25 protein-coding genes, 1 pseudogene and 1 riboswitch are annotated in these 23,252 nt (G+C 32.3%); of the genes and pseudogenes, 15 read left to right on the top strand and 11 right to left on the bottom strand.

Features of this window, described 5'->3' with window-relative positions; translation table 11 throughout:
• Positions 1-4: 4 nt before the first annotated feature.
• The 13 genes and pseudogenes from AAGD39_RS00415 to AAGD39_RS00475 all read left to right on the top strand — a co-directional run bounded on the left by AAGD39_RS00415 (position 5) and on the right by AAGD39_RS00475 (position 8,078).
• On the top strand, positions 5-343 hold the full coding sequence (locus AAGD39_RS00415) for a phage head closure protein (RefSeq protein ID WP_341756696.1): 339 nt from the start codon (positions 5-7) through the stop codon (positions 341-343).
• A complete protein-coding gene (locus tag AAGD39_RS00420; protein WP_341756697.1) occupies positions 333-782 on the top strand; it encodes a hypothetical protein in 450 nt (149 codons plus the stop codon). Before AAGD39_RS00415 ends, AAGD39_RS00420 begins: the two co-directional genes overlap by 11 nt.
• A 47-nt stretch (positions 783-829) precedes the next feature.
• A complete protein-coding gene (locus tag AAGD39_RS00425; protein ID WP_341756698.1) occupies positions 830-1,072 on the top strand; it encodes a type II toxin-antitoxin system Phd/YefM family antitoxin in 243 nt (80 codons plus the stop codon).
• A gap of 5 nt (positions 1,073-1,077) precedes the next feature.
• Positions 1,078-1,344, top strand: a complete 267-nt coding sequence (locus AAGD39_RS00430) for a Txe/YoeB family addiction module toxin (protein WP_341756699.1) — start codon at positions 1,078-1,080, stop codon at positions 1,342-1,344.
• A gap of 128 nt (positions 1,345-1,472) precedes the next feature.
• Positions 1,473-1,868, top strand: coding sequence for an HI0074 family nucleotidyltransferase substrate-binding subunit (locus AAGD39_RS00435; RefSeq protein WP_341756700.1), 396 nt, complete (start codon positions 1,473-1,475; stop codon positions 1,866-1,868).
• Positions 1,855-2,025 (top strand): nucleotidyltransferase domain-containing protein, encoded by a 171-nt coding sequence (locus AAGD39_RS00440; protein WP_341756701.1) that lies wholly within the window; start codon positions 1,855-1,857, stop codon positions 2,023-2,025. The genes AAGD39_RS00435 and AAGD39_RS00440 overlap by 14 nt, the downstream gene beginning before the upstream one ends.
• Positions 2,026-2,395: 370 nt before the next feature.
• Positions 2,396-2,986, top strand: a complete 591-nt coding sequence (locus AAGD39_RS00445) for a TIGR02217 family protein (RefSeq protein WP_341756702.1) — start codon at positions 2,396-2,398, stop codon at positions 2,984-2,986.
• On the top strand, positions 2,983-3,762 hold the full coding sequence (locus AAGD39_RS00450; RefSeq protein ID WP_341756703.1) for a DUF2163 domain-containing protein: 780 nt from the start codon (positions 2,983-2,985) through the stop codon (positions 3,760-3,762). Before AAGD39_RS00445 ends, AAGD39_RS00450 begins: the two co-directional genes overlap by 4 nt.
• Positions 3,763-3,951: 189 nt before the next feature.
• On the top strand, positions 3,952-4,125 hold the full coding sequence (locus tag AAGD39_RS00455; RefSeq protein WP_341756704.1) for a hypothetical protein: 174 nt from the start codon (positions 3,952-3,954) through the stop codon (positions 4,123-4,125).
• Positions 4,112-4,423: pseudogene (locus AAGD39_RS00460) on the top strand (DUF2335 domain-containing protein); the annotation flags it as partial. The gene AAGD39_RS00455 and the pseudogene AAGD39_RS00460, both read left to right, overlap by 14 nt.
• A gap of 277 nt (positions 4,424-4,700) precedes the next feature.
• A complete protein-coding gene (locus tag AAGD39_RS00465; RefSeq protein ID WP_341756705.1) occupies positions 4,701-6,584 on the top strand; it encodes a patatin-like phospholipase family protein in 1,884 nt (627 codons plus the stop codon).
• 529 nt (positions 6,585-7,113) lie between these two features.
• Positions 7,114-7,671 carry a MepB family protein gene (locus tag AAGD39_RS00470; RefSeq protein WP_341756706.1) on the top strand — a complete coding sequence of 186 codons (558 nt, stop codon included), beginning with the start codon at positions 7,114-7,116 and terminating at the stop codon, positions 7,669-7,671.
• 83 nt (positions 7,672-7,754) lie between these two features.
• Entirely contained in the window at positions 7,755-8,078 is a 324-nt protein-coding gene (locus tag AAGD39_RS00475; RefSeq protein ID WP_341756707.1) for a hypothetical protein, read from the top strand.
• Here the strand turns inward: AAGD39_RS00475 and AAGD39_RS00480 are convergent.
• Positions 8,062-8,814, bottom strand: coding sequence for an IS5 family transposase (locus AAGD39_RS00480; protein WP_341756107.1), 753 nt, complete (start codon positions 8,812-8,814; stop codon positions 8,062-8,064). The two genes, AAGD39_RS00475 and AAGD39_RS00480, sit on opposite strands and share 17 nt — an antisense overlap.
• 17 nt (positions 8,815-8,831) lie before the next feature.
• Between AAGD39_RS00480 and AAGD39_RS00485 the strand changes: the two genes are divergently transcribed.
• Positions 8,832-9,506, top strand: coding sequence for a hypothetical protein (locus AAGD39_RS00485; RefSeq protein ID WP_341756708.1), 675 nt, complete (start codon positions 8,832-8,834; stop codon positions 9,504-9,506).
• A gap of 41 nt (positions 9,507-9,547) precedes the next feature.
• Complete coding sequence (locus tag AAGD39_RS00490) at positions 9,548-10,855, top strand: tetratricopeptide repeat protein (protein WP_341756709.1); 1,308 nt, start codon at positions 9,548-9,550, stop codon at positions 10,853-10,855.
• A 39-nt stretch (positions 10,856-10,894) separates the two neighbouring features.
• Here AAGD39_RS00490 and AAGD39_RS00495 read toward each other — a convergent pair whose 3' ends face one another.
• From AAGD39_RS00495 to uvrA, 10 genes are all read right to left on the bottom strand, one after another.
• Complete coding sequence (locus tag AAGD39_RS00495) at positions 10,895-12,172, bottom strand: ComEC/Rec2 family competence protein (RefSeq protein ID WP_341756710.1); 1,278 nt, start codon at positions 12,170-12,172, stop codon at positions 10,895-10,897.
• A gap of 203 nt (positions 12,173-12,375) precedes the next feature.
• A complete protein-coding gene (locus AAGD39_RS00500) occupies positions 12,376-12,627 on the bottom strand; it encodes a hypothetical protein (RefSeq protein WP_341756711.1) in 252 nt (83 codons plus the stop codon).
• 329 nt (positions 12,628-12,956) lie between these two features.
• Entirely contained in the window at positions 12,957-15,107 is a 2,151-nt protein-coding gene (locus tag AAGD39_RS00505) for an LTA synthase family protein (protein WP_341756712.1), read from the bottom strand.
• A 118-nt stretch (positions 15,108-15,225) separates the two neighbouring features.
• The gene (locus AAGD39_RS00510) at positions 15,226-15,906 is read right to left on the bottom strand and encodes a thiamine diphosphokinase (protein ID WP_341756713.1); all 681 of its coding nucleotides are present in this window, start codon (positions 15,904-15,906) and stop codon (positions 15,226-15,228) included.
• Positions 15,893-16,156: a SemiSWEET family sugar transporter gene (locus AAGD39_RS00515; protein WP_341756714.1), complete on the bottom strand. Its 264-nt coding sequence runs from the start codon at positions 16,154-16,156 to the stop codon at positions 15,893-15,895. The genes AAGD39_RS00510 and AAGD39_RS00515 overlap by 14 nt, the downstream gene beginning before the upstream one ends.
• A riboswitch (TPP riboswitch) is annotated at positions 16,143-16,237 on the bottom strand. Its footprint overlaps the gene before it by 14 nt.
• Before the next feature lie 17 nt (positions 16,238-16,254).
• Complete coding sequence (locus AAGD39_RS00520) at positions 16,255-17,205, bottom strand: IS481 family transposase (RefSeq protein WP_341756715.1); 951 nt, start codon at positions 17,203-17,205, stop codon at positions 16,255-16,257.
• Between the two features lie 263 nt (positions 17,206-17,468).
• Positions 17,469-18,419, bottom strand: a complete 951-nt coding sequence (locus AAGD39_RS00525) for a transposase (protein ID WP_341756716.1) — start codon at positions 18,417-18,419, stop codon at positions 17,469-17,471.
• A 500-nt stretch (positions 18,420-18,919) separates the two neighbouring features.
• Positions 18,920-19,468 carry a GNAT family N-acetyltransferase gene (locus AAGD39_RS00530; RefSeq protein ID WP_341756717.1) on the bottom strand — a complete coding sequence of 183 codons (549 nt, stop codon included), beginning with the start codon at positions 19,466-19,468 and terminating at the stop codon, positions 18,920-18,922.
• Positions 19,461-20,162, bottom strand: coding sequence for a 7-cyano-7-deazaguanine synthase QueC (gene queC / locus AAGD39_RS00535; RefSeq protein ID WP_341756718.1), 702 nt, complete (start codon positions 20,160-20,162; stop codon positions 19,461-19,463). Before queC ends, AAGD39_RS00530 begins: the two co-directional genes overlap by 8 nt.
• 197 nt (positions 20,163-20,359) lie before the next feature.
• The gene (gene uvrA / locus AAGD39_RS00540) at positions 20,360-23,218 is read right to left on the bottom strand and encodes an excinuclease ABC subunit UvrA (RefSeq protein ID WP_341757189.1); all 2,859 of its coding nucleotides are present in this window, start codon (positions 23,216-23,218) and stop codon (positions 20,360-20,362) included.
• Between the last annotated feature and the right edge of the window lie 34 nt (positions 23,219-23,252).

Here is a 23,252-nt window from a genome sequence, read left to right on the forward strand (position 1 = left end):
AAGAATGAAAAAATCAGTAGCACGTACTCTACAACATCAGGTGAGAATTCTGGAGAATTTTTCTACAAGTGAGATAGAACTAGAGAAATGGCAAGAGAAATTTTCTACTTATGCTGAAATAAAACCTATTTCTGATAATCGATTTGCTTCGATAGAACACTTGAATTTTGGTCATATTATGACCGAAGGGTTTTATGTGTTTAAAATGAGATTTATTACAGGTATTACCACCAAGATGCGTATATCATTTAGAGATAGGCAATTTGAAATTAAGCGGGTTATTAACGTTGAAGAAAAAAGTAAATTCTTGAATATCATAGGGCTAGAAATATATGTCTGTTAATTTTATTCATGATTTTCACATGACTCTATATAACTTATTATCAGGTGACCCAGATATTAGGCTTAGTGTTGATCGGATTTATATATCGGTAGTCCAAGATGCAAAATATCCGTTCTTACTAATAAATATTTTGAAAGTTGAAAATATTTCAAGATTAGGTCAGGATATTTACCAGGTAGAATTTGAGATAAGTGTTTTTGCTAGGGATAAAAACCAGGGGCTTTTGACTTTATTGGCTGAGAAAATTACTAATAAATTAACAGCTAATTCGTGTATTCTTCAAGATTACATTGTTGCTGGTATGAAAGCTTGTAATATAAATTTTCAACGTAGTTCTGACCTTATTACTACTAAGCTTACCATAGATTACAAAGCCTTATTAAAAGGAAGCAAAATTGGCAAGAAGTCTATAGTAAAAGAGATAAAAGATATTGATTAACAGTACCATATATAGTACTATTAATTAACATTTTAAAAGGAGCAATTATGACATATTTAATAGCTAGTGAAGCTAGAAAGAACTTATATAAATTGATAGATTTGGTAGCAGAGAATCATGAGCCAACAATAATAAAAGGTAAAAGAAATGCAGCAGTTTTAATTTCAGAGCAGGACTGGGAAGATATTCAAGAGACATTATTTGTAGCAACAAATAATGAATTAAGCCAATCCATAATTAAAGGTCTTGCTACTGATTTTAAAGATTGTAAGACAAAACTGGTAGATTAGCTTAGATGTATAGTTTGTATTTTACTAGCGATGCTTGTAAAGATTTTAAAAAGATTAAAAAATCACCTTTGCAGAAGCAAATATACAAGTTATTAGAAATTATAGGTAATGATCCATTTCAAAATCCGCCGCCCTTTAAAAAGTTAAGAGGTATGTATTTGGGGGCTTATTCAAGAAGGATTAATTTGCAACATAGATTATTTTATGAAGTAGATATGCTAGATAAGAGGATAAAGATACTAAGTATGTGGAGTCATTATGGGGATAATTAAGAACTATAGCTAACCAGTTAAAGTTCTAGACACCTTATATCTTTAAATTATGATATAAGTGTCTAGATAGCCTCTACGTCATTGCGAGGAGTCACTTCAATTAGAACTAAATAATTTTAAGGTAAAAAATGGTGTATTTGATTGACAATATTGATATTAGTAATTTACTAAAGGCGCATAATAAGTTTGAGGAGTTTCGTCTTAATTTAGATACTGAACAAAATAAAGCCGGGGCAATTCAAGCATTTGAATATTGCTATGAGTTAACTTGGAAAACAATGAAGCGATTGTTAGAGGTCCAAGGGAAAAATGCTTATACCCCACGTGAAGTGTTTCGTGAGGCTGCTGCTGCCGGGTTAATTTCAGATCCTGCTGCTTGGTTTGATTTTATTAAGATTAGAAATCTCACAGTACATACTTATGATATCAAGAATGTAGAGCAAGTTATTGCAACTTTTGATAGTTTCTCTGGCATGTTACGCGAGTTTTTAAAAAATTTGGAGAGATTAGATGATCAATCTTGAGCAAAAAGACTTTTTGTTATTAAAATCTATCTTAAAGAAATATCCGTATACATTTCAAGCATACGGTTCTCGTGTAAAAGGTAGTCACAGGAAGTTTTCTGATCTTGATCTTTGTATTATGGAAGTAGTAGATGATCAACAATTGTTTGAGTTATAAGAAGAATTGGAAGAATCTGATTTGCCAATTAAAGTGGATGTAAAAAGATGGCTTGTTGATATGGATGAGGATTTTAGGTCGCTAATAGAGAATGACCTTATAGCATTGGAATGATAAGAAAATCGAACATAAACAACAAGGGGGTATACATAACAAAGAGGTATAGCTGTCGAAAGTTAGAAGAGGAAGGGGTTTTAGATAACTCGTCATTGCGAGAAAGACCATAGGTCGACGAAGCAATCCAAAAAAGTGACCAGGAATGGATTGCCACGACCACTCGCGTGGTCTCGCAATGACACTGTGCTATTTTCCGTATGTCTTTCAAACTCTATGTGTAAGGTAAGTGAATTATTAAATATTAGGAGAAATTATGAATTTTCATGATATACGTATGCCGGAATTTATTGAAACTTTTGCTGTTGGTAAACCGGAATTTGCTACTTCTTGTGCTGCGACATTGTCAGGTAGAGAAGTAAGAAGTTTAGATAGAGAATATGCTAGACAAAAATATTTGATTAAAAATTGTCGTCTGAGTAGTCTTGAATTTGAGCAATTTAGTGCTTTTTTTCGAGCAAGAAGGGGCGGAAATTTTGCCTTTCGCTTCAGGGATAATGTCGATTATCAAGTATCGGGGCAATTTATTGCTGAAGGGGATGGGAAATTAACTCAATGTCAATTGGTTAAATTATATGAGGATTCAATTTTGCCATATGCTAGAACAATTAATAAACCGGTATCTGGTAGCGAAGAATTCTATGTTAATGGTGTCAATTTGAAAGTTGAAGTTGATTATAATAGTGGATTAGTAACCCTACCAAGCCCTTTAGATAAAGGTCAAATTTTGACAGGTAACTTTATTTTTGATGTAGCTGTGCGATTTACTAATTATAGCTTTGAATATTCTTATTCTTCTGATGGATCAATAGAATTATCACAAATAGAGTTAATGGAGGTTATATGACCGAATATATTGATAATTCCATAACAGAATTACAAAATTTTACTTATTGTTTTCATATCACGTTACAAGATGGTTTTGAATTGTACCTTACTGAATCTGATAAATCTTTATCGATTTATGACATGACATTTATTCCAAATTCTGGAATGAGTTTAAAAGAAGGAAAATTTAATGATTCTGCTAAGAATTACATTATCTTAGAAGGGGTTTTTGAGATTAATGGAGTAGAACAGCATTACGATTTGACACAAGCTATGGTCAAAATATATGTTTGTTGTGATAACTATTGTAAGCATTTTGTTACTTATCACTGTACTAGTTATACTAAAAGGGATTTAGATTTTACTTTGCATTTAGAACCCAATATAGAACTATATAACCAGTCGTTACTGCAATCTTTTAGTAAGAAATGTCGTGCTAATTTTGGTGATTTGAAATGCAAAATAGATAAAACAGTTTATAGTCATATCTATAATATTAAGGAAATGTTTGGTAGAACTATGGTTATCTCAAATCTTGATAAAGAAAATGGTTATTTTAATTACGGAGATGCTATTTTGGCTAATGGTCAATTTTGCAGTAAGATCATTAGTCATTCTGGAAATGTAGTCACATTGGATCAATTAATTCCTGATAGTGTGAAACATAATCAGACTGTACAGCTCATTGCTGGTTGTGATAAAAATTTTATGACTTGTTGCAATAAATTCAACAATGCAGTAAATTTCAGAGGAGAACCATTTATTCCTGATGATAACTTTATAAAAGTGATCTAGAGGGATTTAAGAATGATGACATTCTGAACTTGTTTCAGTTATGAGGAGTCATCCTGAATTTATACGAATGTCATCCTGAACTTGTTTCAGGATCTAAAATATACAAAAAATGATCCTGAAATAAATTCAGGATGACATCCCATAAATTCAAGATGACATTTTAGGAAAGGTATTAAAGAGTAAGAAAAAATGAATAAAGACTTTATAAGGCATTTCCTAACAGGTTTTTTTAGTATATTTAGAATATCTAAAACGACGATAAGAAAAAAGCCAGAGATAAATCTGCTTGAGTATTTTATTAAAATAGAAAAAGATATTAATTTAACATTTCGAGAAATAAAAAAAGAATATGAAAGAGAGTAAAAGTTTTTTTGCTAATAATAATAGGTTGAATAAAGGATATTCAAAAGTTAATAATAATCCTAGAGAAACAGATAATAGCTTTTATCGTAAGAAGTTAGAGCATGTTCTGCCGCCTATAGATTTAATGGAAGAATATGAAAATCTTTATCCAGGAACTTTGGCAAAATTAATGGTCATGGCAGAAAAAGAACAAACACATAGACACCAAATGGATATTAAAAGTATTGAGGTTTATGAAAGCATAACAAAAAAAGGTAGAATTAGTGCTGTTATATTTATGATAATGGTCTGTATTACTACTTTAGTTTTATCGGTGCTTGGACATTTTATGATTGCTAGTATTTTTCCCGTTTCAGTATTTTTAGTTATCGGGACAGGATTCTTCTTATCTTCTACCAAATTTACTAGGCAGAAAGATTATAATAGAAGATGAAAAATTGTTATCATTAGAGTGAGGTTATGGTTCTTTTTTTTGGGATTGTTTTGTCGCTACTGAAGTAGATTTTCGTAATGATACTAGAGATTTCAAGAACCTTGTCAGGTTAGCTATATAAATTAAATGTTGAGTGAAATTTATGAGTAAGTTACAAAAAGAAATGCAGGAAAGGCAGGAAACTCCTGTTGAATATTTGGTTTTTAGTGGCGGTGGAGCTAAGGGAGCAATATATTCTGGTGTTTATGCAGCTTTGGCAGAATCTAGGGTAGTTGGAGCGATCAAAGCGGTTGCCGGCTCATCTGCTGGTGCGATAAGTGCTGCAATGGTTGCATGCGGTATAGCTCCTGAAGAATTTGAAAAAATTTCAAAAGAGACCCACCTAAAAGGTTTACTTGGCACACAAGGATTCTCAGCTGGTCCGGTGCAGATTGGCAAGGATGGTATGCCCTTATATGATCTTTTAGATAAGACTATAAGGAAAGGTGTATCTAATTTTTTAAAGGGCAAGAACTTTGTAGAGCTCTGTCAAGTGGGGCATGATAGGATATCACATTCGTTAGAAAAATTAGAGAAAAAAAAGCAAGATTTTTTAAACTCAATTGAACAATTAAAACAACAAGATGGTGATAATAGTAAGCAGATTACTGATATAAATGAAAATATTCAAGGGTTGGAGTTTCAAAAACAAGAGCTAAATAAGCAATTTGATAAAATTCAAACTATAATAGATTCCAATGGTAAAGATTTCAGTGAATTAATGGAAAAATGTCAAAGTGGTGGGAAAATTCTTTTTAAGGATTTAGCTCTTTTAAGGCTTGTCGATTCAGATCAATTTAAAGATTTATTAATTACTGCAGTAAGGCGAGATAATGGTACGTTGCAAATTTTTAGTGCGGAAAATAGCCCTGATGTTGAAATTGCTTTAGCCTGTCGTGCCTCAGCTTCAATTCCCATAGTTTTTCAACCTGTAACAATTGATGGAGCTGAATATGTTGATGGGGGATATAGAGACAATGTACCTATGGGGTACTTTCCTGAAAATGAGAGTAAAGTGAATGCTGAAGAATTAGATGGTTTTGAAGATGTCACTTTAGCAAAAAAGCGAGGTAGGATTTTGGCTCTTGCTTTTGGTAGTGGTATGGATGATCCAATAAATGTAGCTATCTATAGTGCCAAGCCTTTTGACAGTCCAAGTGCTTTAGTAAAATTTTTAATGGATGTAGTATACAAAGCTTTGGCTCGGGTCGGTGGGTATTTTCAATATACAAAAACTAATGAAGACACTCTTGATGAGGTACGTGAAAATGCGTTATACATGGTGCCATTAAATACTAAAGGTATAGGCACTCTTGATTTTGACGATGCTCAAAGATGTGCAGATTATTTGCATATTAAAGGTCGTTTTCAGACTTTGGAATATTTAGATAATTATGAACTAGGTAAAGGGGTAGATAATTATGAACTAGGCGAAGGGGTAGATAAAACATTTGAACATCAGAAATTTCTTCTAAACGTCTATGAGGTTTATGATAATGAAAATTTGAATAAAACATTCTTTCAGAAAATGTTAGGCTATGTAATCCCGCCGCCTAAAACTGAGAAAAGTTGGCAGGATCGTGATGCTACTCGGAGTCATGACGTAAAAGCTGATGCACTTTTATCTTTTTGTACTTCAAAACGTTGGGAAGGTAAAGATAATAAGAGAGTCTTAAAGGATTATGTAATACTTGCAGCAACTAACCGCAGTAAAGAAGTCAGAAATGATACTAAGGCATTAGAATCACTAATCAAGACCTTAAATGCTCCAACAACATCAAGTAAAATTAAAGAAGATTTTATAGAATTATTAGCTATTGATAAAAAACAAGATAAAAGATTGGATACGGGAAAAAGTCCAGCAAAGAATATTGCGGAGTTTAAATTCACAAAAGAAGATTTTAATGGTTTTTTAAGCAAAAATAAAAGTGAAGCTTTTCGTATTAGTAGCCAAGGGAAGGGAGTCGGAGCAGCTAAGGGTGGATGACCATAAATAGTTGAGTTGTCAGATATCTAGAAATACCAACTACCAATAGAAACCTTCACATCCTAGTTGCTTATGTAACTATAAGGATGTTAATGTAGCAGCACGTATTTTTACAACAAACTTACCTAGTACTACAGTGGTAGATTATAAAAACTGGGAATTATCTAGACTAAAACTATGATACAGTTGTACATTTATATCTAATCCGTTAGAGTTTTAGATAGTCTCCGTCTATTAGCGAGACCACGAGAGTGATCGTGGCAATCCATTTCTAATAACTTTTGGATTGCTTTGTAGCTACTAAAGTAGCTCCTCGCAATGACAAAGGAATTATATAGAACTTATTCTAGTTAGCTATAGCGGCAATTGTAAGTAAAATACTCAAATTTATTCAATCTACAACTGTAGTACTAGCATAAGTTGTAAATTTTGTTCATGATACCCTTTTGTTGAATAACTGGATATTTATAAGAAAAGGTGACTCATTCAAGTGTTAGTCCGAATTTTTAACAAATCTATAGAGTATTGTGTGAATAATCTTATTTGTAATTCTACCAGCAAACCTTGGAGTACTAATGGTTCAATCCACTCAGAGCTTATTGCATCTAGAGAGCTAATATATAATCCATGTCAGTTTAGATGCTCTGAACCAGTAATGGAAAAGGAAAGTATTGAATATGGAGCCTACATATTCAAATTAAATTCCATGAATGTTAGATTTCGTGTTGCTAAGATTACTCCTACAAAGATTGGTCAGTTTGTAACACTATGGAAGAGAATTGGAGATGGACCAATTCAGCCATATGACATTGCAGATTCAATTGATCTTTTTATTGTGACAACAAGTAAAGGAGATAAGTTTGGTCAATTTATATTTCCACAATCTGCTTTGTATAAACATGATATAATCTCTCATAATAACCAAGGTGGTAAGCGAGCGATAAGGGTATACCCACCTTGGGACATTGTTGTAAACAAGCAAGCTAAAAGAACTCAAGCATGGCAATTAGAATATTTTTTAGAAATTCCAAGAAATAAACCAATTAACTACGCAAGAACACAAATGCTTTATAATCAAGTTAACTAGTTAGTACTAATTTTGGTTCAAGGCAATAGATCAGGTTAGGTATAATAATGTAATTTTTTGAAACCAATTAACTAGCAAAAGAAATGAATAAACATTTAATATTATTAATAATATTAATAATGCCTCCTAATTCATTCGCTCAACAACAAATATCTAATTTTGTTACACCAGTTACTTATTTTGTCAATCATGTCAAACAACTAAATCTACTCAAGAACAACTTAATTAAGTATCGGCAAGCAAGTATTATAGGTATCAGTGGTATGGGGAAAACCCAACTTGCTAGAATGTATTGTTATGAGAATAAAAATGATTATAAACTTATTTGGTTTATTGATTGTAATTTAGATATTAATGCAGAATTTCTAAAACTAGGTTCTGTGAAGTTTTCTAACGAAGCCATATAAAAGCTCCAACAAATTGCAAAAAAGACAAGAAAGCAGTAGCAGTTTTATCAAATCTCGAAAAAATTCGTCTAAAATGTTTAATTTTACCAAAAAAACATTCGATCGAATGACGTTCTTTATAGATATGTTTATCGTACTCCCTTTGCTGTTTTCGGTTCTTTTTTGATGGAATAACAGCTATACAATTTTGCTCTTCAAGCTGCTCAATAAAAGCATTGCTATCATATGCCTTATCGGCAAGGAGCATAGTATTTTTAATATCTTTAACCAATGAGTTGGCTTGTGTAATGTCATGTCTTTGACCTGCAGTTAAAATAAACTTTAAAGGATTACCAAGAGCGTCAACTAAGGCATGGATTTTAGTAGTAAAACCTCCTTTACTACGCCCTAAAGCTTCTTGATCTTGGCTATCTTTTTTATAACCTGCTGAGCATGCATGGGCACGAACTATAGTAGCGTCAATCATTGTTGATTCCATGTCAGGATTAGCTTGTACTTGCTCAAACAAATCGGTCCATATTCCTTTATTAGACCAAGTTTTAAACCTCATATGCACTGCTCGCCATGAACCATAAACACTCGGTAACAACCGCCATTGGCATCCTGAACGTGTTATGTACCATATTGCTTCAATAAATCGTCTAAGCTTATCCTCATTTCTTGTTTTTATATCTTTTCTTTTTCTTAATATTTCAATAATTTGTTGCCATTCTCTGATTTTTATATGATAATTCATTCCGGTAGTGTTTTTGATTGTCTAAAATAGAAAATACACTACCTCTCCTTCTTTTTAATTTATTTTTTTACAAAACTTCACAGAACCTAGCAAAAGCTATTAATGCTACTTCTAAATCTGATCTAATATCAGAAGATATAAAATTAATACGAAAAGAAGTAATGAGTTATTTATCGAATCAAGATAAATGGCTAATAATATTTGATAATCTAAAGATAGGTGGAAATAAAAAAGTTCAAGAATTCGTTGATTGGGAACATAACGGGCATGTTATATTCTGCTCCCAAGATAGTGAAATATTACCAACCATAGTTAAAATGACTGTCTTTGGAAAAAGTGATGTCAATATCCTTGCTAGCAATATTCTAGAAAATAACGATCCAAAATTAGCAGAATTCTTGGGCGAAGAATTTGCTGGTTATCCTATCCTGATAGTACAAGGTGTGCAATTGCTAAATAATGTACAAGGTCTAGATAGAGAAGGATATAAGAACAAAATCCAACAATCATCAGATCAAATTAAATTGAACATTATAGTAGCTATCAATGAATTAGAGCCAAGTGCTAAAAATTTACTAAATAAGATAGCCCTGATAAATAATCAAAGCTTCTCGAAAGAATTACTAAGTTGTATTACTGACGATAAAAGTACATTGAAGACGATATTTACCAACTCTCTAAATTTTCCTTAATATCTAATATTGATTCTAACGACACTAATCCTATCTTTGAAATGCACGATGTTATCGCCCAGAAAATAGCTGAGATTAATGGTAGCTGTGATAATAAAGCTTATTTAGAGGATATTATTAGCAAATTAATGAATTATATACCACATAACATAGTAAAAGCTCGTATTTTTATAAAAACTAAAACTATGCAAGAAAATTTTGAAATAATTTTAAGAAATTCAGAAAGATATAATGCAAATATCTATAAGATTATGGAACTTAATTATCACATAATGATCCAACATAGCAATTCTTTGAATGTTTCTATTGCAGAAAAGAAGATTAACTGGTTTAATAAAGTTGATCAGGAAGGAAAATTTAAGTTATGGTTAATGAATAATAAGGAAAAATATGTATATTTAAAGTATATGCAAACAATAGGTAATTATTATAGGAGTTATTCTAATTATAGAATGGCAATGAAGTATTTTATAAGATCACAAGAAATGTTTGAGGATGTCAAAGGTTATGAATCTGACAAATGGACTCTATTTTATAGTTTAGCAAGGTGTAATATTGTATTTGGAGAGGTGCAAGAAGCTGAGAAAAACATTCTAATGATAGAACAAATGCTCAATGACGGTTTAATAGATCAAAGTGACCTAGCCCATATACATTTTATTAAAGCACAGTTATTATTTATACAAGGGAAAACTGAATCATTAGAGGAAATTAATAAAACTATAGAAATATGTATTAAAAATGGGCTAAGTCCTGATGATCTATTTCTCATATCTCCTTATATATTTAAAATAGAAATATTAAATTATCTTGAAGAATACCAAAAAGCATATGAGCAAGCTAAGAAATTATATAATTTATGTGAACATTGCAAAACTCCTGAAATACTTGGTGAAATCTATCGTATAATGGCAAGAAGTGAGTTAGGATTAGGTATGCTAGACCAAGCTTTAGAACATATTAAGCAGACTATCTCTATATTTTTAGCCTGTAAGCGTATGGCTTCCAAAGAAACGGATTCTTTGGAAATTCCAGAGCTAGCAATAAGCTACGTAGTGCAAGGTGATATTCTATTTGCCCAAGATAATATGAAAGCAGCAATAGAATCCTATAATAAAGCTTATAGCATATATTATTATTTATATAGAGGTAATCGTAAGAATGTAGCTCAAGTTAGCTACTTATATAGTCAGGGAGCAAAAGCTGCATGTAAAGCAAAAAACTTATTTAGTTATAAGTTTTTTGGTAAACCGCAAGTCAAGGAATTTGGGATAAAGCATCCTAATACTGTATCTATGTTTGAATATTGTAAACAATATAATATGGACTTATGGGTGAAAGAAAACTAGATTAGGTCAGTATTATGGGTTAGTACAGTAGAAAATTTACTAAAAACTAAATCTTTTGTTATTATTGGTTTTAATAGTACATTGATGTTGATTACAAAATATCATTATTACTTCAAATTCTTTTAAAAATTCTCTAGTAATAGTAATTTTGTTGCCTTTACATTGGTTCTCACTGGATGCATTAATATATATATCGACATTTTCACATATTTCATTCGAAGCAAATTGGTTGTAATTTATCAAAATTGTGTAACCATTGGAAGTAAAAATATTTTTTTCTAGGGGAAATATTTTAGCATCTTTTTGACCAAACCAGTTAGCCCAATATAAACGCTTAAACTCTGGCATCTCATTGATACTCTTCTGCTTTGAGTAAACATAAATTTCAAGTTCATCCTTGTTATTTTTGATACCAACAGCATTTAAATTTATATCAAATATGACGTTAGGTTTAGGAGAATTCAGCATTAAAATTACTGATATAATAATTACAAGCAAACCAAGAAAATGCCATTTTGTTCTCCATAAACAAATCCATAAAAAGCCAAATAAGAAAGTAATTAAGCTAATTTTGCTTATATAACCAAAATACCATACTGATAATGGTAACGTGTTAGTAAATTTCACTGCTTCAATAATTATGTTAATGAAAAAGCCTATTAATTTTAGGCAATATTGGTCTATACCAAAGATCATTAGAAATACGGAGATAATAGATAATGGCATCAAGAAAAAAGACATTATCGGTATAGCAATAAGGTTCATCGGAATAGAGTAGGTAGGAAATGTATAAAATTGGTTTATTACAACAGGAGCCGTGACTATAGCGGCAAGGAAGCTTGAATAAATATTAGAGGCAATATAAAATTTTATTGCAGAAAAGATTCCTTTGCTTTCTCCTAATATCCATTGATTTTTTATATAAAATTCATAGCCAGCAGTTAGTGACAATACTGCAACAAAAGATAATTGGAAGCTTGGATGAAATATATATTCCGGATTCATTGATAATATTATAAATGCTGCAATCGCTAATGATCTTAGAGGGTAAGGCTTGCGTCCTATCATAATTGCATAAATAAAGATTGCTGTCATAATGAAGGCTCTGGTGGCAGCAATTTGCATGCCACTTAGTTGCAAATAACCATAACTCCCGATTAAAGAACAAATTGCTGCTATTGATTTTATATCATAATTATAAGCAATATAATTTGATAGGTTTAATAAGAATCTGGTGGATATGAAAAACAGCATTGCTACCAATGATAAATGTAGACCGGAAACGCAAAGTATATGAGATATACCGCTCTGTCTCATTTCCTTCATTAATTTTCGATCGATGGCTTTGCTTTCACCGAGTAATATTGCTGCGGCGAAATTGCCTTTAATAGGACCAAGTATTTGGAGCAGGCGGTTGTAAATATTTTTTTTAATTTTATAGACAAAACTATTAGTGTAGAGATCGCTATGTGCTATAATTTGAGGGGGGGACAGTGCATAGCCAGTAGCATTAATATCCGCTAAATATGCATAAAAGTTTGCGGTTTATAAAGCCTCGCCACTAGGCTAATATTATCGTTAATATTAACTTCTTGAGCATATTTTGCCGGCATACTTATCCTGACTTTTTGCAAAATTTGCTCAAGCTTTTGAATTTTCACCTGATATAATACAACTTGCATACCATGAGTAGTCGGTTTCATAGATTCCACGATGCCGCTTATTCTAGAAATTACTGGTTTTTTAATAGTAGCAATATGTAAATTTGACACACGATATTTGCCAACTATCATACCACACGAAAAAGCGATAATTATCCCCGCAATAAATAGCCCGAATATGTTATTTTTGAAAATTAGTAGCGATAAGGAAATTACGAAAATGACCAGTATAGATATAAAGGAAGGTTCGCTACTTAAAGTAAAATAAGTACCAATACCGCAAATGAAACTAACAAAATACCAAAGGCTAAGATGGTGATATTCTTGTTCTAGAACGCTTGTGAAAAGATTAAAAATTAATTTATAATTTCTCAGGATCATTGCATATAATAGCAGATTTACTGCTAAGATATTCTATTATTAGATGCAAATCAAGCAATCTATTCTCTCATCTCACCGCGAATATATAAATCATAAGCTACCTGATAAAAACTAATAGCTTCTTCCACTAAACTAGGAATATTCTCAACCTCTATTTTATCTTCAGCAATTAATTTATAAGTTTTTGCTTGCTCCTGTGGTCGTAAGACAACTAAGTGATTATCCTTCATGAAGCCAAGCAATTGATAAGTGCTGATAAAAGCTCTGTTTGCTGGCATGTTTAATATATCTTGACCAAAAAACTTACTATTATACGAAAAATTTAATAATCCCAAAATAGTAGGCGCAATATCAATTTGACTGGCTAAATTATCAACTATCTGTGGTTTTAATATATTGGGAGCATATATTAATAGAGGTATGTGATATTTATTAACCGGTAAATCAGTTTTACCAGCACTTGATGCACAATGATCAGCCGTAATAACAAAGATAGTATTATCAAACCAAGGGTGAGTTTTAGCTAATGCAAGAAACTTACCAATAGCATAGTCAGTGTATTTAACAGCTGCACTACGTCCACTACCAGGTGGCAGATCAATTCTACCTTCGGTGAAAGTATAAGGACGATGGTTAGAGACAGTCATAATTAATGAGAAAAAGGCTTTGCCTTGCTTATAATTTTGATCAGCTAACTCCAGTGATTTTATTAGTATATCCTCATCAGCTACTCCCCAAATGTTAGAAAAACTTATTTCGTGGGATTTTAGATTGCCTTGATCAACTATATTATAGCCATTACCATGAAAATAATTTTGCAAATTATCAAAGTAGCTATAGCCACCGAATAGGAAGTTAATAGCATAGCCTTGATTCTTAAAAATAGTAGCTATATTAAATAGTGACTGATTATCAGGACGACGGATAATGGAAGAACCAGGAGTTGGCGGCACTGATAAAGTAATAGCCTCTAAACCTCTTACTGTCCTAGTTCCTACTGCATATAGATTGGTAAAAAATATGCTTTGCTCAGCTAATCTATCTAAATTTGGCGTAATATTTTGTTGATTGCCAAATTTACCCATAAATTCGCTACTCAGACTCTCGACGGTAATAAAAATAACATTATATTTCTTACTATTATGGCTAACCTGATTAGTATTTGTCCATAGCAAATTGTTGTCATTGCGAGGAGGCGTGAGCTGACGAAGCAATCCATTTTTAGTCACTTGTGACGTTTGCGAATTGAGAGTAATGTTAGTTGGGTTAGCTATAGAAGGATTCGCTCTGATATTGCGCTCTATAGTACTATCATTCGAGTATATTGATTCATCTTGTGATAAATTGCTGCGAACGATATTTAAAGCTTGGTTTTTATCAATTACTGGATAAAAATTATTATAATCCAAGCTATTATTAAAATAGGCAGAGAAAAACTGATAATAACCGTTTCTAGCAAGCTCAATGGCATATTTATTAGAACTTACATCGATTTTATTTGGGTTATAAAAATTAAAAGCAACTAGGCTAAACAAAAATAGCGTTAGTGCATAAAGAAAACATTTCTTGCCATATGGCAAACTAACGTCATTGCGAGAAGGCATAAGCCGACGAAGCAATCCAGATATAATCACTTTCTTGGATTGCTTCGTCGCTACTAAAGTATCTCCTCGCAATGACGCTTGTAAATTGGAGGTAATGTTAGTCAGGTTAGCTATATTAGCTTGATTAATTATATATTTTCTCAAGAAAAAACTAATCAACAGTGCAACAATTATAATAGCTAGTAATATTTCTCTATAGGGCATAGATTCCTTTACAGTACCAATAATTTCATGGGTATAAATTAAATAATCTACCGCAATAAAATTGAATCTAACACCGAATTCATCCCAAAAAGTAATCTCGGCAATTGTAATAAATGTTAATAGAGCAACGGTACAGAAATAACCAACAAAGCAACAACTTAAATATAAAAATTTATACCGAGCCAATAATTTGTAAAAGCCAATAATTAGCAACAAAATTACTGGTAAAAAATAACAAAGAGATATTAGATCATTGAAGATGCCAATAACAAAAATTGATGCTAGATCAGAGATGGTTATTTGTTGTTGCCATAAAGCGTATGAGCTTAATATGATGCGGGTAATAAACTGAAATATTAGATAAATTCTAATAATAGGAAAATTGAACAATGTTTTTATCATCTAGCAAGTTTTTTTATTATCAAAGATAATATCTTAACAGCAATTGCTAGGCAATTAGTAATTATAGTTAGGAGTAATAAATAATATAGCTAATCTGCTCCGATAGACTCCTATAATATTAACTGGTTAGTTTAATACCACTTCCGTGATCCTTCATTCTTTCTAAATAAATCATTACCAATGATAGACCACTATGTACCTCTATAGAAACAGTTTGGCAAACAGTTCTATTAAAAGAAGAATTAGTACCCGGAAATGACATCTGATAACACTCTAATTCCCACTTCAAGCCTTTAGTAGAAATTTGTGCCGATGGAAATCCAAGTAATGAGATTTTTGTATCTACAGACAATGTAAAAACCCTAGTCTCACCAGCTTTAATTACGTACCCTACAATAGACGTGGCATAAAAAATGCTGCCATTCTTAAGAAAAATACTCATATTATTTAATATATGATCAATATATCCCCCACTTATTCCTACAATTATAGTCGGTAACAGATTCTTGCTTTTAAGATATTCTAGAGACTTTTCAAAATCACAGCTATTTTGATCTGATACACGAATTACTTTAGTACTGTACAATAAATCAACTTTTGCAGAATCTAGATCACCAATCACAACTTTTGGTACTATACCAATCTCATACAAAGAATTTATTGCTCCATCAGCAGCTATAATAGGCAAGCCAATGTCAAAAAATGACTTATCAGGCAATTCACCATTTAAAGCTAATATAGAATGGTATAGACTGATATCTATATGCTCATAAAAAGCTCTATATCTACCTTGCATCATAGTAACATTTTTGAATAATAGATATCATGCTTATCACCAACCCAGCAATATTGCTAAGAACGACAAATATTGAACCTTGGTAATAGCCATGAGCAATCCATGCAACTGAGCAAATAAGGTAATTTATTAGCATCAGCATAGATATATCATGTGTGGATTTTGTTATATATGCTTTATATACCTGCGGCAATAGACCTATCAGAGACGTAATTAAGGCGATATAGCCAAAAAATTCTTCAATATTGTACACATTTCCCTCCGTTTGTATTAACAATATCAGGTTCAAAGGGTTGTACTTACGTACTCTCAGCTTTAGACACTTATATCTTTAAATTATGATATAAGTGTCTAGATGTTTAGTCCCAGGATGTGGTGGTTAGGGTTAATAATAAATTTATTTGGATCAGATGTCCATGTTTTTATGATAAATTCATAAGGAGTTAAACCTTTAAGAGCTTTAAGTCTTTTTGCGAAATTGTAGGCATTGATAAAATCATATAAATGTTGTTTAAGTTGCTGATGATTGTCATAATAAAAACGTTTAACAGTTGCCTCTTTAATAGTACGATTCATACGTTCTACCTGTCCATTAGTCCATGGATGATTAACTTTTGTTAGCCTGTGTTCAATATTGTATTCATAGCAAATACGATCAAAAATATGCATCCAAGCATGCTTATCTACTGTTCTGTTAGTAAATTGAATACCATTATCTGTCAAAATAGTATGAATTTTATAAGGTATAGCTTTAATTAAATTACGAAGAAATTGTGCTGTTTCTGTCTTGGTACATCTTGGTAAAAGTTCTACATACACAAACTTTGAAGTGCGATCAATAGCAACAAATAGATAGAGTTTACCTTCTTCTGTTTTGACTTCAGCAATATCTATATGGAAATAACCAATTGGATAAAGTTTAAACTTCTTCTTGGTTTTGTTATTTCCTTTTACTTCCGGTAACCTACTAACATTATGGCGTTGAAGAAGTCTATGTAAAGAAGATCTAGTAAGCTTGGGAATACTGACTTGTAAAGCATATAAGCAATCATCTAAAGATAATAAAGTGTGTTTACGAAATGCTATACACATAGCTTCTTCTTCAGAAGTTAATACTGTAGAAGATGGTTCTTTGGGACCCATACAAGTATCTTGTAATGTAGTTCGTTTCTTCCACTTAGCAACTGTTTTAGGATTAATAGAATATTTTCTTGCTAAAGTCTTTAAGCTCTCTTGACTATTTTGGATTGCGAAACGTATTGCCTCTGTCGTTTTGGCACAGCCGTGTAATATTTGTCCCATAATTCCTCTCTTGATGGTAATTCTTTATAATATACAACATTACACCCTGGGACTAAACATCTAGACACTGTTAACAAAGCTTATTTAATTGGTAAATAAAGTCTTTTTTGCTGCAAATTATAAGATTTTTTTGAAATAGCTATACTATTCCGGCAAAAATCTTATTAATTTTCGCTAAAAAATCCATTAATTCATCAATCAAATAAGCTTTGTTAACAGCAATTATCTTTTATCTAAATTTTCAAAAAAATAAAAATATTTATCTAAATAACAAAACAACGTTTTTGTTGAATAAGTTTATGGCATACTTCAAGTAGTTTACGCATGCATGCAACTATAGCAACCTTTTTAGGTTTAAAATTGTTAACAAGCCTATCATATAAAGCTTTCAAATATTGAAAACCATTTTTGACACCGTTTTTACCAGCCAATACCGCCATATATAAAGCATATCGTGGTATTTTTCTGCCACCTCTAATAAATCTTCGTCCTTGCTTATTACCACTATCACGGGCATAAGGAGCTATCCCTACAATTGCTGACAATTCATTACTACTATAATTTTTATTCCCTAATTCAGGTAAAAAACTAATTAGTTTTTTAGCTACGCATTTACCAATACCAGGCACACTCTCTAATATTTTTACCTTCTCTTTCAACTCTTCTGACTCATCTATTACTTCACTTAATTTTTTATCAAGCTCAGCTATTTCATTCTGTAAAAATTTAATGAGCTTTTCTATACTCTTTTTATCAATACCATCAATACTATGATGTAGCCTCTTCTTTTCATTGCTAAGCATTAATACTAAATCTTCTCGCCTTTGCTGATATCTCTTCAAAGTATCGGATTCAACTTGATATAAATAATTAGCTGAAAGCTGCATCTTATCGCCATAATATGCTAATTTAAATGCGTCCTTCTTATCAGTTTTACACAAATTCACCGATTTACTAAATGAATTAAAGCTATATGTATTGACTTTATGTACCTGTTGTTTATTATTATACAATTTTTGGCAAATATCCGCTTCATAACCTCCAGTAGGTTCACATACTATTAGCTTAATTTCTTGTTCTTTTGTTAATTTTATCAGTTCTTCATGCCCTAACTTATCGTTGGAAAAACGATTATATATCGGTTTATTGTTAGACTCATATAAACATATATCTAACCATTTTTTACTTACATCTAGACCTATTATTTTACTCATGATATAATCTCCTTCATCTTATTGTGCAAGGCTGCTGTTTCCAGCACCTTCTGCAATTTGTTCAAAGCAAACTTTGTAAGAGGGTACTTATTCTGTTTACGACTATTTCAGTCCAGTGTCTATCAAGTCACCCTCTTACAATTACTTATATCATAATTTAAAGATATAAGTGTCTAGCACCCCTAATGTGAGCAGGATTGTATATTTAAGGCGATTAGTTGTCAAGATGTTTACAACAGGGGCATTTGCAGGGCAATTTAAAAATTACAACTAATGATAAAAAACACTAAGTTACAGAGATAAATAGTTGTCATCGCGAACCACAAAGTGGCGTGGCGATCCAAATAAACAGCTGGCTAGTTTTATTTTTTGTCGCTGCAACTTCTGGATTGCCACGTCGTCGCTTTGCGACTTCTCGCAATGACATTTATGCATTTTCTAAAACAAATTTTTCTACCATTAATTGCGACTTTTAAATCGCCCTGTTAGCTATAAAGAACCTATAGCACTCTAGCGTAAATATAATAGTCTCTATGTACTCCTTGTACAATCTCATATTTCTTGAGTACCCCCTCTTTAACAAAATTACACCGTTCTAAAACATTAATTGAGCGAATATTGTCAGTTATGACAGTTGCTTGAGTTCTCACAATTCCAGCATATTCTATAAATTTTAAGATAGCTTTAATAGATTTTAGCATAATGCCTTTACCCCAAAATGCAGGATCTAGATCGTAGCTTATTTCCGCTTTGAGGTGCATTGCCGAGACGCTATTAAACCCAGCTGTCCCTATAAGTTTATTAGTATCTTTGAGGGAAATAGCCCAGTAAAATCCCCGATGGTTACGAAATAAGCTGGACCAATATCTTACCTCATCAGTAGCTTGTGCAATATCCGATGGACAATTTTGGTCTGTCAGGAATGGTAGCATTTCTGGCTTACTCATATAGGCAAAATAGTCCTCTGAATCATCATTAGTTAATTCTCTAAGCACTATATCACCTAGGTCTAATACAGGGAATTGATGATATATAGATTGGTTAAGCATATTTGTGATAATTTATATAATTAATAGGGTCGGTTACATTATTTTCTTCAAAAGCTTTAAGTCTGATTAAGCACGAAAGGCATGTTCCACAAGATAGCCCATCATCTGATGGATCATAACAAGAAATCGTTTTGGAATAATCTACCCCTAGTTCTAGACCAGCCTTGATAATCTGTCCTTTTGACATATTTATTAAGGGGGCGTGAATGGTAATTTGTTTGCCCGATACTCCTGCAGCAGTTGCAAGATTCGCCAGATTGTTAAAAGCTGCTAAATATTCTAAGCGACAATCTGGATAATTAGCAGAATCAGTTGCGTGTATTCCCATAAAAATATCAAATGCTCCTATTATTTCACTAAATCCTAAAGCATAACTTAAAAATATGGTATTACGTGCTGGCACGTAAGTAATCGGTATATTATCTTGTAACTCACCATAATCTTTATATTTAGGAACTTCTATACCATTTTCAGTGAGAGCCGATCCACCAAAGTTACGTAAATCGATATTTACAATTTTATGCTGTTTGATGTTATAGTTTTTAACTAGCTGCTTAACCTTCTCTAGCTCAACATTATTACGTTGTGAATAGTTAAAGCTCATGGCATGAATTTCGTAATTCATCTTTTCCACCATTGCCAGTACTGTAGCTGAGTCTGCCCCACCACTCACTAAAGCTACTGCCTTTTTCATAATAACCCTATACTTATTATATCATTTTTTATTTAATTGAGGTAAACAGGTCATCCTGAACTTGTTCAGTTAGAGGTCATCCTGAACTTGTTTCAGGATCTATATACATTCAACAAGATCCTGAAATAAATTCAGGATGACTATTTTTTATCCAATTGAGGTTAGTATATACCAAAATTTCTGCCCACTAAGTATAATTATAGATAATTTTTTAAATATCTTCCAGTGTGGCTTTCACTACAACGAGCAATATCCTTTGGAGTTCCAATAGCTACTATACTACCACCTTTATCTCCTCCCTCAGGCCCAACATCTATAACGTAATCTGCTGTTTTGATAACATCTAGATTATGCTCAATAACTACCACAGTATTACCCATATCAACTAATTTATGCAATACTTTAAGCAATTTATTAATATCATCTATGTGTAAACCTGTTGTTGGTTCATCAAGTATGTATAAAGTTTTACCAGTTGAGCGTTTTGATAATTCTTTAGCTAATTTGACCCTTTGGGCTTCACCCCCAGACAAAGTAGTAGCAGATTGTCCAATCTTTATATAACCAAGTCCTACTTCATTTAAAGTAACAAGTTTTTCATAAATTAGTGGTACTTTCTCAAAGAAACTCATTGCATCATCAACTGTCATTCTAAGAACGTCAGATATAGATTTATCCTTATATTTAATTTCAAGAGTCTCTCTGTTATATCTGTCTCCATTACAAACATCACATTTTACATAGATATCAGGTAAAAAATGCATTTCTATTTTAATCAGACCATCGCCTTGACATGATTCACACCTTCCACCTTTAACATTGAATGAAAACCTACCAACTTTATAACCTCGTGTTTTTGCAGCTGGTAGCTCAGCAAACCAATCTCTAATATGGGTAAATGCCCCTGTATAAGTTGCTGGGTTTGACCTTGGTGTGCGACCTATTGGTGATTGGTTGATATCAATAACCTTATCAATATATTCAAGACCGGTAATTGATTTGTACTCTCCTGGGAAGATTTTTGAGGATGGTTCTAAAAACTTTAAAGCTGCTTTATATAAAGTGTGAATTATTAAACTTGATTTTCCGCTACCGGACACTCCGGTTATTGCTGCAAAACTACTCAGAGGGATTATAATATTAACATCTCGTAAATTATTAGACACAGCTCCAGTTAAGGCTATTACCTTACCGGAAGATGATACTCGGGTATTGGTTGGTACTTTAATAAATTGTTTACCACTTAAATAACTACCAGTTATACTATCTGCACATTGTTTAATCTCTTCAATCGTTCCTTGGGCTACTATATGTCCACCATGAATACCGGCACCTGGCCCGACATCAATAATGTGATCCGCTTCATACATTGTTTCTTCATCATGCTCAACAACCAGCACTGTATTACCAAGGTCTCGAAGATTTTTAAGAGTTTCTATTAATCGTGCATTATCACGCTGATGTAAACCAATTGACGGCTCATCAAGTACATATAACACCCCACTGAGTCCCGAACCAATTTGTGATGCCAAGCGAATACGTTGGCTTTCTCCACCAGATAAAGTGCCTGACTCTCTAGATAAAGCAAGATATTCAAGACCAACATTCATAAGAAATTGTAATCTTTCTTTAATTTCCTTTAATATACGTTCGGCAATAGCCATTTGTCTTTTATTGAGCTGTTTATTTAATTGATTAAACCATTGTTGTAGTTGCAAAATACTCATAGCAGATACTTGCCCAATATGCATGTCAGCAATTTTAACGCAAAGAGACTCCGTTTTTAGTCTATAACCTGTACAAGATGTACATTTATGTTCTGCTTTGTATTTTAATAATTCTTCCTTTACTAAAGAAGAATCAGCCTTACGCTCCTTTTCTTGTAAGCTAGGTATTATTCCGGCAAAAGGCTGCAGGATAGTTTGAGATTTAGAACCATCATGATATTGGAAATTTATAATTTCCTCACCCGAACCATGGAGCAATACTTGCTGGATATCCTTTGGTAGTTCTACAAAAGGAGTGTCTAATGAAAAGTTATAATGAGTTGCTAAGGCTTTTAATGTTTCTAAAAAGAACTTGGAGGATATTTTACCCCAAGGAGCTATAGCCCCATCTTTAATACTAATTCTGCCATCTGGAATAATTAATTCTTTATCAAGAAATAATTCTTTGCCAAGCCCCTCACATTTAGGACAAGCACCAAATGGACTATTAAAGGAAAATATCCTTGGTTCTATCTCCGTAATCTGAAAACCAGAAACTGGACAAGAATATTTTTCTGAGAAAATGATTTTCGAACCTTTAGTAATGTCAGTCTCTACTCCGTTTGGCAAGTCAACAATTTCAACATATACTATGCCATCTGCTAGTTTAAGAGCCGCTTCTAAACTATCTGCTAACCTATTGCCTAAATCCCCTTCTAGAGAAATCCTATCAACAACCACTTCAATATTATGTTTTTTATTTTTATCAAATTTTGGCAGATTATCAATCTCATAAATTTCATTGTTAATTACCAATCTGCCAAAACCCTGTTTTCTAAGATCAAGGATTTCACGTCTGAACTCACCTTTCTGCCCTCTTATAATAGGGGCTAAAATGTATAATTTACTTCCCTTAGGAAGATCATGAATAGCATCTATCATCTCCGATATAGTCTGATTCTTTATAGGTAGACCTGTTGCTGGAGAATATGGCACTCCTACCCTTGCATATAGTAATCTCAAATAATCATAAATCTCAGTTATAGTACCCACTGTAGAACGTGGATTTTTAGATGTAGTTTTTTGATCAATAGCTATTGCCGGCGACAACCCGGAGACTGACTCAACATCAGGCTTATCCTGAAGATGCAAGAACTGCCTAGCATAGGAAGATAGACTTTCAACATATCTGCGTTGTCCTTCAGCATAAATAGTATCAAAAGCTAGTGAAGATTTACCAGAACCACTAAGCCCTGTAATGACAACAAACTTATTTCTGGGAATATCAACATTTACATTTTTTAAATTATGCTCCTTAGCACCACGAACTTTAATATATTCTTGCATAATAATTTATTATAAATTTTTAAGGAACTTTCAAGAA

This window comes from Candidatus Tisiphia endosymbiont of Nemotelus nigrinus (assembly GCF_964026475.1).
In the GTDB taxonomy this organism is placed as follows: Bacteria; Pseudomonadota; Alphaproteobacteria; order Rickettsiales; family Rickettsiaceae; genus Tisiphia.

Bases quoted from the DNA above. Each gene is read 5' to 3' on its own strand.
- AAGD39_RS00415 (WP_341756696.1), top strand. From the start codon at position 5: ATGAAAAAATCAGTAGCACGTACTCTACAACATCAGGTGAGAATTCTG.
- AAGD39_RS00420 (WP_341756697.1), top strand. From the start codon at position 333: ATGTCTGTTAATTTTATTCATGATTTTCACATGACTCTATATAACTTA.
- AAGD39_RS00425 (WP_341756698.1), top strand. From the start codon at position 830: ATGACATATTTAATAGCTAGTGAAGCTAGAAAGAACTTATATAAATTG.
- AAGD39_RS00430 (WP_341756699.1), top strand. From the start codon at position 1,078: ATGTATAGTTTGTATTTTACTAGCGATGCTTGTAAAGATTTTAAAAAG.
- AAGD39_RS00435 (WP_341756700.1), top strand. From the start codon at position 1,473: ATGGTGTATTTGATTGACAATATTGATATTAGTAATTTACTAAAGGCG.
- AAGD39_RS00440 (WP_341756701.1), top strand. From the start codon at position 1,855: ATGATCAATCTTGAGCAAAAAGACTTTTTGTTATTAAAATCTATCTTA.
- AAGD39_RS00445 (WP_341756702.1), top strand. From the start codon at position 2,396: ATGAATTTTCATGATATACGTATGCCGGAATTTATTGAAACTTTTGCT.
- AAGD39_RS00450 (WP_341756703.1), top strand. From the start codon at position 2,983: ATGACCGAATATATTGATAATTCCATAACAGAATTACAAAATTTTACT.
- AAGD39_RS00455 (WP_341756704.1), top strand. From the start codon at position 3,952: ATGAATAAAGACTTTATAAGGCATTTCCTAACAGGTTTTTTTAGTATA.
- AAGD39_RS00465 (WP_341756705.1), top strand. From the start codon at position 4,701: ATGAGTAAGTTACAAAAAGAAATGCAGGAAAGGCAGGAAACTCCTGTT.
- AAGD39_RS00475 (WP_341756707.1), top strand. From the start codon at position 7,755: ATGAATAAACATTTAATATTATTAATAATATTAATAATGCCTCCTAAT.
- AAGD39_RS00480 (WP_341756107.1), bottom strand. From the start codon at position 8,814: ATGAATTATCATATAAAAATCAGAGAATGGCAACAAATTATTGAAATA.
- AAGD39_RS00490 (WP_341756709.1), top strand. From the start codon at position 9,548: ATGCACGATGTTATCGCCCAGAAAATAGCTGAGATTAATGGTAGCTGT.
- AAGD39_RS00495 (WP_341756710.1), bottom strand. From the start codon at position 12,172: ATGAGACAGAGCGGTATATCTCATATACTTTGCGTTTCCGGTCTACAT.
- AAGD39_RS00505 (WP_341756712.1), bottom strand. From the start codon at position 15,107: ATGATAAAAACATTGTTCAATTTTCCTATTATTAGAATTTATCTAATA.
- AAGD39_RS00510 (WP_341756713.1), bottom strand. From the start codon at position 15,906: ATGATGCAAGGTAGATATAGAGCTTTTTATGAGCATATAGATATCAGT.
- AAGD39_RS00520 (WP_341756715.1), bottom strand. From the start codon at position 17,205: ATGGGACAAATATTACACGGCTGTGCCAAAACGACAGAGGCAATACGT.
- AAGD39_RS00525 (WP_341756716.1), bottom strand. From the start codon at position 18,419: ATGAGTAAAATAATAGGTCTAGATGTAAGTAAAAAATGGTTAGATATA.
- AAGD39_RS00530 (WP_341756717.1), bottom strand. From the start codon at position 19,468: ATGCTTAACCAATCTATATATCATCAATTCCCTGTATTAGACCTAGGT.
- queC (WP_341756718.1), bottom strand. From the start codon at position 20,162: ATGAAAAAGGCAGTAGCTTTAGTGAGTGGTGGGGCAGACTCAGCTACA.